This window comes from Bacillus cereus group sp. N12 (assembly GCF_016483575.1).
Lineage (GTDB): Bacteria > Bacillota > Bacilli > Bacillales > Bacillaceae_G > Bacillus_A > Bacillus_A toyonensis.
In genome coordinates, this window is record NZ_JAEHBO010000008.1 from 121,427 (window position 1) to 130,380 (window position 8,954).

Sequence of the window (8,954 nt, forward strand, 5' to 3'; positions counted from 1 at the left end):
GGGGGCTATAAAATGGAACAGAAAAAATGCCGTTTTTGCCACTCATTACTCACAAATACTTTTTTAGATTTAGGTGTTTCCCCTCTCGCTAATTCATTTGTAGCTCCAGAAAACTCCTATAAAATGGAACCATTTTATCCATTGCACACATTTGTTTGTCACTCTTGTTTACTTGTACAATTAGATGAATTTGAATCTCCGCACAATATTTTTCATGAGTATTTATACTTTAGCTCTTACTCATCAAGCTGGCTACTGCATGCTAAGCAATATGTAGAAATGGCAATTAAGCGTTTTAACTTAACAAACCATTCGCAAGTTATCGAAATCGCAAGTAATGATGGATACTTATTACAATACTTTCAAAAAGAAAAGATCGAAACATTAGGCATTGAACCAGCCAAAAACGTAGCAGAAATCGCTATGCAAAAAGGAATTTCTACTGAAGTAAATTTTTTCAGCAATGACTTAGCAAAAAAATTACCACAAGCTGATTTAATTATCGCAAATAACGTATTAGCACACGTTCCGAACTTGCATGATTTTGTCGCCGGTTTAAAAACGTTATTAAAACAAGATGGGACGATAACAATTGAATTCCCGCATTTATTAAACCTCATCTCCTTTAAGCAGTTTGATACGATCTACCATGAGCACTTCTCCTATTTCTCACTTATAAGCCTTCAAAAAATTTTAGCTCATCATCATTTACAAATTGTCGATGTAGAAGAACTCTCAACGCACGGTGGTTCCTTGCGTATTTTTATAAACCATCATAATGCCTCATCCACTATCCACCCCAATGTTACAAAATTAATCCAAAAAGAAGTCGATTACGGGCTAGATACATTAGATTGCTATCTCCTTTTTTCTAAACGCATAGAACAATTAAAAATAAGTATTTTACAGTTTTTTATCGAAGCAAAAGCTTTAAACAAACAAATTATCGGTTACGGTGCGCCAGCTAAAGGAAACACTCTTTTAAATTATTGCGGGATAGGAAAAGAATTTCTAACTTATACAGTAGATAAAAACCCTCACAAACAAAATCTTCTTCTACCAGGAACCCGCATTCCAATAAAATCTCCAGAAGAAATAAAACGTACAAAACCTGATTACATTCTCATACTTCCTTGGAATTTGAAAGATGAAATTATGAAAGAATGCTCTTTCATTCGTGAATGGGGCGGCAAATTTTTAGTAACAATACCAGAAGTTGAGGTAATTGAGCCATGAAAAAAATCCTTGTAACAGGCGGTAGTGGATGGATTGGTAAATACGTTGTACATTCTCTTATTCAAAAGGGCTATGAAGTGCACGCCACTTACAATACAAATAAGCCTTCTCACCTTTCTTGCCATTGGCATAAAGTAAACTTACTTTGCGATGAAGAGGTAAAAAAACTCATTTACGACATGAAACCTAGTTATCTCATTCATTTAGCTTGGGAAGCAGTACCGCCAGCATGCTACGTATCCATTAATAATTACTATTGGCTTACATCCAGCATCTCATTGATTCAACACTTCACAACATGCGGTGGAAAGCGAGTCGTCGTTGCAGGTACTGGCGCAGAATATGAATGGTTTAACGGTGTACTATTTGAAGATTCACCCTTACTTTCCTATAAAACCCCGTATTCATTATGTAAAAACACACTACACTCCTGGCTACAAACGTACGCCGAGCAAACAGGCCTCAGCATGTGTTGGGGCCGCATTTTTCATATGTATGGACCTCACGAACAAGGGAATCGGCTCGTTTCTAACATCATCACTTCCTTATTAAAAAATGAGGAAGCACTATGTACACATGGAAAACAATCAAGAGATTTCCTCCATGTGAGCGACGTCGCTGATGCTCTCGTAACAGTATTAGAACGCAATGTTACAGGCACAATCAATATCGCTTCTGGTCAATCTGTACAAATTAAAGAGTTAGCTTCTATCATCGCTAAAAAGATAGGAAAAGAACATTTAATTAAACTAGGTGCAATCCCTTTCTCTAAAGATGAACCTTTATTTGTCGGGGTTAATGTAGAACGTTTAAAAACTGAAGTAAATTGGAAACCAACATACGATCTAAATACAGGTATCGAAGAAACAATTTTATGGTGGGAATCATCTATACAAAAACATACCGATATGCAGCACTAAAACGTAAATCTTGCGCTCCTCTCGCTAAATCCTTATACCATTCTTCTAATTTTTCCGGCGTAATAATATGGTGCGTACCCATTCCTCCATGCTTACTAGCTTCAGAAAGTGTCGGACCAATTTGTAACTTTCTCTTTCTCATCGCATCGTTCCACGGACTAAACCCAAACCATAATATACAAGCAAGAGGCGGATAGATCATAGATTCATGCGCTGATAAATGTCTTCCAACCGTATAACTTCCGTGTTCATGATTATGAATAAATCTACCTCTTCTCCATAACGGCCAATCTTCTGGTAAATAACCGTGAAATCGCTGTTTCATTAAAGGGATTCCAAAGTTAAGGTCCGGATAATTATAGTTAGGATCATCAACCATAATAAGCCCTTCCAGCCAATACATCCTCCCTCCCAATTCATTTAGTGATTTCCAAAACTGGTTTTTATCTTGCACACAAAGAAACTCGGTCGTATTTAAAATGATTTTCCAACCTTGTACTTCTTGTTCTACCCTCATCACTTCATGATCTGTCGCATATGCATCAAACTCTGGATTTGTAGAATCTCGCACTTCCCAATGCGGTGCGAATTTTTTACAAATCTCAACCGAACGATCTGTTGAACCTTTATTAATTAAAATGCCATGATCAAACAGTTTCGTATGATGCATAAGCCACCACGGTAATAAATACTCTTCATTGTAAAAATGAGAAATAACAGTTGTAGTTATAACAATCTCCTCCACTTTCTCTATTAATCTACTTTTTCATCCTACTCTTAATATACTTATCAAGTATGTAATTGGTTTCTTTTATTTTAAAAATATGTTTTTCTACCATATACTATGCTTTCTTAGACAACCACCATTTCCATTTTCTAAAGAAACATCCCAATAAACTGAAAATTAAGTTATAATATCATTATAAAATTACGAAGGAGGAATGCACGCATGTACTACAACACTTCATTCGAAAACGATCAACCAGTAGGCCGTCTATAAACTAAGACGGGCATTCATATAACACATGCACTATGCCTCGTCTTAGGGAACTCATAATACCCTAAAAATAGACGGAGGTACTTCAAATGAAACAAACAATTTTAGGTGCTATATGCTTATCACTAGCAGCAAGTATATGGGGCGGTATGTATGTTGTTAGCAAATACGTACTCGACTTTATTCCACCACTGACACTCGTTTGGCTACGCTTTATTATCGCTTTTGTTGTTTTGTATGGTATTTTGAAAATAGCAGAGAAAAAGCAAAAGAAAAAAGTAACCATTCGCAAAAAAGATTGGCTACTCTTCGCTTGGATTGGATTTATCGGATATTTCATTTCAATCACATGTCAATTCATCGGAACAAAATTATCCGACGCCCATACAGGCTCTTTAGTAACATCCGCAACACCTGCATTTATGGTTATATTTGCAGCAATTATTTTAAAAGAAAAGCTAACCGCTCGTAGACTTTTATCTACTATAATAGCGACAATCGGTGTCATTATCGTAATCGGATGGGATATTGAAATTAGCTCCTATTTTATCGGTACCATCATATTAGTGGGGGCCGCTATTACGTGGGCTTTACTATCCATTTATGTAAAAATTGCTTCAGCTCGGTTTTCATCTTTAGTTATTACAACGTACGCCATATTCTTTTCACTCTTTTTTATTACACCTTTTATGATATGGGAACTACAAGCAGCCTCTATCGGAACCGTAAATACGTACGTAATACTAGGCGTATTATATTTAGGAGTCATATCAACGGCAGGTGCCTTTTTCCTTTGGAATAAAGGATTAGAACTAATGGATGCAAGCATCGGTTCCTTATTTTTCTTCTTCCAACCTATCGTCGGATCATTACTTGGCTGGCTCTTATTAAATGAGACATTAAATAATAATTTTTTTATTGGTGGTATTCTTATTATATGTAGCGTTTTCATTACTACTTTTGAAAAGAAATAAAAAAACAGGCAGAGATTCTTAGTCTCTGCCTGTTCGTATAATTGGTTCTTGGTCGTGAAAGCCAATACAAATCGGTATATTACTTTTCACTTCACTACATACACTCATAAAACTACATACCGTTCTTGCAATTAAATATAAAGTTATGCCGATTGCTTTTTCGTTTGTATCAAAACCATTTTCAGCATACATATCCGCTAATTCTACAGACCTCGGTCCCTCTATATTATATGTCCATTCAGATGCCCAATCATCATCCTCTTCTTCAAGCGGAACATACTCCTCACAAATGTAAAACTGACTATCCCATTCGTTATCAAGGTCATACTCAAAATAAATCGCTTTTGCTTCTTCATTAGTAGCCATTTCTACAGCTGCATCCAAGCCTACTCGAATACTTTCCTTATATGACTCTAAATTAATTACTTTAATTCGTTCTGCATATTCTGTAGATGCCAACATGCAACAAATATCATAATACTTCGCTTCTATTTGCTTTACTGCTAACGAAAAGAGATCCTCTTGCATCTCTTCTAAATACTGAAATATGTCCACACTAAATACTCCTCACTCTTTACGCACTCCAATGCGCGGGACGGGATAACAATTCCGGCAATTTCGTATGTTTATCCCCTTTCGCCGCATTAATTTGAACTTGCGTAAGAAAAATACTATTTGTAAAGTCTGCTCCGCGAACATCTGCATCTCTTAAATCTGCTCCGATGAGATCTGCTCCTCTTAAGTCTGCACCATTTAAGTTCGCTGCAATTAAATAAGCACCCCTTAAATTCGCGCCTTGTAAATTTTTCTTTTTCAGGTTTGCTCCCATAAGATCTGCTCCGCGGTGAATGATTCGTTTCTTACGCGTCGCATTCATTTCCTTCCAAACTAGCTCACTCGTTTCTAAAAGTAAAACATTTACTTCTGCACGGTGTAATGGAATATTTACTTTCATTAACTCGTCCGCATTTAAATTCGAAAGTCGCTCTGTCTCTTCAATCGCTTTACTTAGTTCTTTATGAATTGGCTGCGTCGCCTTTAATAGAATCGCCTCATTCAAATACCAAAGCATTTCATGGAGCTGATGCATAACCGGAAAAGCATCATACATTTTTCTCGCATGCTTAGCATCTTTCCGCCAATCAATCCCTTTAAACGTAACTTGAGAAATCTTCTGCCCAGCACCGAAACATTCAAATACTGTACAACCTTTATAACCTTTTCCTCTAAGATTTTTATGTATACTACATTTAAAATCTGATTGTAAATTGGAACATGGTTTACCACCATCTTTATTCACTGCAAAATCTACCGATGCTGCGAACGGTAACGCCACGCAACATAGACCGAAGCATTTTTCGCAGTTTGCTTTTAAATGATCGTTATGATTAGTCAAAATGTATACCCCCTGTTGTCTTTTGACTATTTCATAATATTCCAACTGCACAAAATAATCAATTTTAAAATAAATTGGCATCTTTCATTTCAAATCACAACTTTATCATTCGATTTCCTTTCAATTGAAAAAGACTAATTCTATCTAATGAATTATAATTAAATTATAAATTTTCAAACAAAAGGAGAATTAGTATGGCACTAGAAATGAAAACAAACTGTCAAATTTGCGATCAATCGCTCGAACAAGATTCTGAAGCTTACATTTGTGTATATGAATGTACATTTTGCGCACCATGTACAGAAGAAAGACAAAACGTTTGTCCAAACTGCGGCGGCGAATTAGTACGTAGACCGAAAAAGAAACAGTAAAAAGCAAAGCGATATCGCTTTGCTTTTTACTGTTTTCTGAGTATATGAAATTATATCGAACACAACTTAAACATTTAAAAATTTAACACAAACAGGCTCTGGCACAGCAACATCAGATTGTAAAAGTGTTAACTTTCCTGTAGATTCATCTCTTGAAAATAGCACAAGATTATGTGACTTTTCATTTGTAGCAACAAGAAACTTTTCAGTAGGATCTAATACAAAGTCTCTCGGCCAATTTCCTTCTGTAGATGTATGTTCAATAAATGTAAGCTCACCTGAATTTTGATCTACGCTATAAACAGCGATACTATTATGTCCACGATTACCTGCATATACAAAACGGCCGTCAGAAGAAATATGAATCGCACTTCCTTGACTATTTTCATCAAACTCTGCTGGAATAGTAGAAATATACTGTAATTCTGTAAAGGTCCCTTCTTCCGCATTATATGTTAATACGATAACCTCTGAACTCAGCTCAGTCATCACATACGCATACTTTCCATTCGGATGAAAAGTAATATGTCTCGGCCCACTTCCTGGATTTACAGATAAGCTATTCACTTCTGTTAATGCACTACCTTTTATTTCATACGTAATTATTTTATCTATCCCTAAATCAACGCCCACTACATATTTTTCATCAGGAGTATATCCCGCGTAATGTGCATGTGGTTTTTCTTGTCTTTCTTTATTCGGACCTGAACCTTCATGCGCCATAATAGATGAAGCAGGATTTACAGTTCCATTTTCTTCATTTATTTCAAAAGACTCAATCGTTCCTTTATGGTAATTTGCTGTAACTACCGTATGATTCCCACTATCAACGCTCACATGACAAGGAGACGCCCCTTCTACTATTTGTCTGTTTTCTGCCTTTAACTCTCCAGTTTTACTATCAATTGAATAAGCAGCTACACCACCAGATTCTCCTTCCTTAACAACGGAATAGAGATATTCATTATTTCGGTTAATCGTTACATATGTAGGGTTATCCAGCTTAGCCACAAGTGTTACATTACTAATTTTTTTTGCTTCTGTGTCTAAAGTAAACTTATATATTCCCTCACTATTTTCTTTCGTATAAGTTCCAACATATCCAATAAACTCTTTGTTATCCTTCATTTTCATAACCCTCTCTCCCTATATTTTTCGTTCATCATACTTCTTAAAATATTTTATGTTGAAAGAGTATCCTAAAAAATCGGAGTACCTCTTTATACGTTACCATATTTTCTTGGTAAATAGCTTTTAAACCCACTTTTTTTGATACGCTGCTATACTTTCATATTCTTCTTCCAAGTGACGGGACAGACGAATATAGATTGGTGTTAAATCTTTATATTTTTCCACACTTTCAATGTTTGGTTCATGGTGGAAATTCGCACCTACCATTTCAGAAACTACATGTAACGTATCTACTTCACCTAAACTATATAAACCGAGGATTGCAGCTCCTAAGCAAGAGCTTTCGAAACTTTCAGGAACATATACGTCTTGATGAAAAATATCCGCCATCATCTGTCTCCAAAGTTCTGACCTTGCAAAACCGCCTGTTGCTTGAATTTTTTTCGGTTCGCCAATTAGCTCTTTTAAAGCGAGAAGAACGGTATATAAGTTATAAATTACTCCTTCTAATACAGCACGAATAAGATGTTCTTTCTTATGATGTAATCCGAGTCCAAAAAAAGATCCTCGCGCATTCGCATTCCATAAAGGAGCTCTTTCCCCTGCTAAATACGGATGAAATAATAAACCGTCAGATCCAGGATTTACTTTTGCTGCTATTTCAGTAAGCACTTCATATGGATCTTTCCCTAAACGCCTCGCAAGTTCAATCTCTGAAGTGCCTAATTGGTCACGAGCCCATCTGAAAATCATACCACCGTTATTAACTGGTCCACCGATTACCCAATGGTCTTCAGTTAAGGCATAACAAAAAATTCTACCTTTTGGATCTGTCACAGGACAATTTGTTACAGCACGTATCGCACCGCTTGTACCAATTGTAACAGCCACAACCCCAGGATCTATTGCATTTACGCCTAAATTCGATAGCACTCCATCACTCGCTCCTACTACAAAGGGCGTAGAAACATGTACATTCATCTCTTTTGCAAGTTCTTCATCTAATCCTATTAAGCTGTGCGTCGTTGGAACAAGTTTAGAAAGCTTTTCATCTGAAATCCCTGCAACACGAAGAGCTTCCTCATCCCATTTTAAAGATTTCAAATTGAACATTCCTGTTGCTGATGCTATAGAATAATCAATTACATATTCTTTATATAACTTATAAAACACATATTCTTTAATAGAAATGAATTTATAACTTTTTGCAAACAATTCTGCCTGCTCATTCTGTAACCAAACTAATTTCGAAAGTGGTGACATAGGATGAATTGGTGTGCCAGTACGAAGATAAATTTCATGACCATTCCTATCATTCTTTATTTTCTCTGCCCAGCTTGCGCTTCTATTATCTGCCCAAGTAATACATCTCGTTAATGGATTTCCTTTTTCATCTATAGCAATGATACTATGCATTGCCGAACTAAAAGAGACACAAAGAATATCAATGGGCTGTACTTTACTCGATTGCACAGTTTCTTTAATCGTATGTATCACTGCTTGAAAAATCTCTTCCGGATCTTGTTCTGCTATTTCAGGCGTAGGAGAATATAAAGGATATTCAATTCCATGACTTGCAATAACAGATCCATCAGTAGAAAATAGAACTGATTTTGTACTAGTTGTCCCAATGTCTACACCAATCATATATTTTGAGCTCACCATTTCTTCCTCCTAACAAAAATCCCTATAGTATCCTAATAATATAAAAACCATAAAAATACATTTATTTTATCTATTCATAACGTTGTGTGCTAAAGTTGTCTTTCTAAATTCATATAAAAGTATCCTTATTTTAAACAAACATATCGAGTAATAAAACGCCTCCAAAAGCGATAAATGAAAGTAATGTTTCTAATACTGTCCATGTTTTAAATGTTTCTTTCACTGTTAACCCTAGGTATTCTTTTACCATCCAAAAACCAGCAT

The 8,954-nt window shown here is 35.8% G+C and carries 10 protein-coding genes; 4 read left to right on the top strand and 6 right to left on the bottom strand.

Annotation, left to right across the window (positions count from 1 at the left end; genetic code table 11):
* Positions 1-12 precede the first annotated feature (12 nt).
* Both JDS92_RS06910 and JDS92_RS06915 read left to right on the top strand, forming a co-directional pair.
* The gene (locus JDS92_RS06910; protein ID WP_098912562.1) at positions 13-1,236 is read left to right on the top strand and encodes a class I SAM-dependent methyltransferase; all 1,224 of its coding nucleotides are present in this window, start codon (positions 13-15) and stop codon (positions 1,234-1,236) included.
* The gene (locus tag JDS92_RS06915) at positions 1,233-2,156 is read left to right on the top strand and encodes an NAD-dependent epimerase/dehydratase family protein (protein ID WP_000723109.1); all 924 of its coding nucleotides are present in this window, start codon (positions 1,233-1,235) and stop codon (positions 2,154-2,156) included. Before JDS92_RS06910 ends, JDS92_RS06915 begins: the two co-directional genes overlap by 4 nt.
* Here JDS92_RS06915 and JDS92_RS06920 read toward each other — a convergent pair.
* Complete coding sequence (locus JDS92_RS06920) at positions 2,125-2,901, bottom strand: glycosyltransferase family 2 protein (RefSeq protein ID WP_087970350.1); 777 nt, start codon at positions 2,899-2,901, stop codon at positions 2,125-2,127. The two genes, JDS92_RS06915 and JDS92_RS06920, sit on opposite strands and share 32 nt — an antisense overlap.
* Positions 2,902-3,242: 341 nt before the next feature.
* Here JDS92_RS06920 and JDS92_RS06925 point away from each other — a divergent pair, with 341 nt between their 5' ends.
* Positions 3,243-4,127 carry a DMT family transporter gene (locus JDS92_RS06925; RefSeq protein WP_097959652.1) on the top strand — a complete coding sequence of 295 codons (885 nt, stop codon included), beginning with the start codon at positions 3,243-3,245 and terminating at the stop codon, positions 4,125-4,127.
* Positions 4,128-4,145: 18 nt separating this feature from the next.
* Here the strand turns inward: JDS92_RS06925 and JDS92_RS06930 are convergent, their stop codons facing one another.
* The gene (locus JDS92_RS06930; RefSeq protein WP_199631717.1) at positions 4,146-4,682 is read right to left on the bottom strand and encodes a hypothetical protein; all 537 of its coding nucleotides are present in this window, start codon (positions 4,680-4,682) and stop codon (positions 4,146-4,148) included.
* Positions 4,683-4,701: 19 nt separating this feature from the next.
* Positions 4,702-5,523, bottom strand: coding sequence for a pentapeptide repeat-containing protein (locus JDS92_RS06935; RefSeq protein WP_097959650.1), 822 nt, complete (start codon positions 5,521-5,523; stop codon positions 4,702-4,704).
* 194 nt (positions 5,524-5,717) lie between these two features.
* Here JDS92_RS06935 and JDS92_RS06940 point away from each other — a divergent pair, with 194 nt between their 5' ends.
* Positions 5,718-5,894, top strand: a complete 177-nt coding sequence (locus JDS92_RS06940) for a DUF1272 domain-containing protein (protein WP_001162791.1) — start codon at positions 5,718-5,720, stop codon at positions 5,892-5,894.
* A 66-nt stretch (positions 5,895-5,960) separates the two neighbouring features.
* Here the strand turns inward: JDS92_RS06940 and JDS92_RS06945 are convergent, their stop codons facing one another.
* The 3 genes from JDS92_RS06945 to JDS92_RS06955 form a co-directional block, all read right to left on the bottom strand.
* Entirely contained in the window at positions 5,961-7,028 is a 1,068-nt protein-coding gene (locus tag JDS92_RS06945; RefSeq protein ID WP_199631718.1) for a lactonase family protein, read from the bottom strand.
* 120 nt (positions 7,029-7,148) lie between these two features.
* Entirely contained in the window at positions 7,149-8,690 is a 1,542-nt protein-coding gene (gntK, locus tag JDS92_RS06950) for a gluconokinase (RefSeq protein ID WP_199631719.1), read from the bottom strand.
* 130 nt (positions 8,691-8,820) lie between these two features.
* Positions 8,821-8,954: GntT/GntP/DsdX family permease (locus JDS92_RS06955; RefSeq protein WP_199631720.1), on the bottom strand; the 134-nt coding region annotated here is incomplete at its 5' end.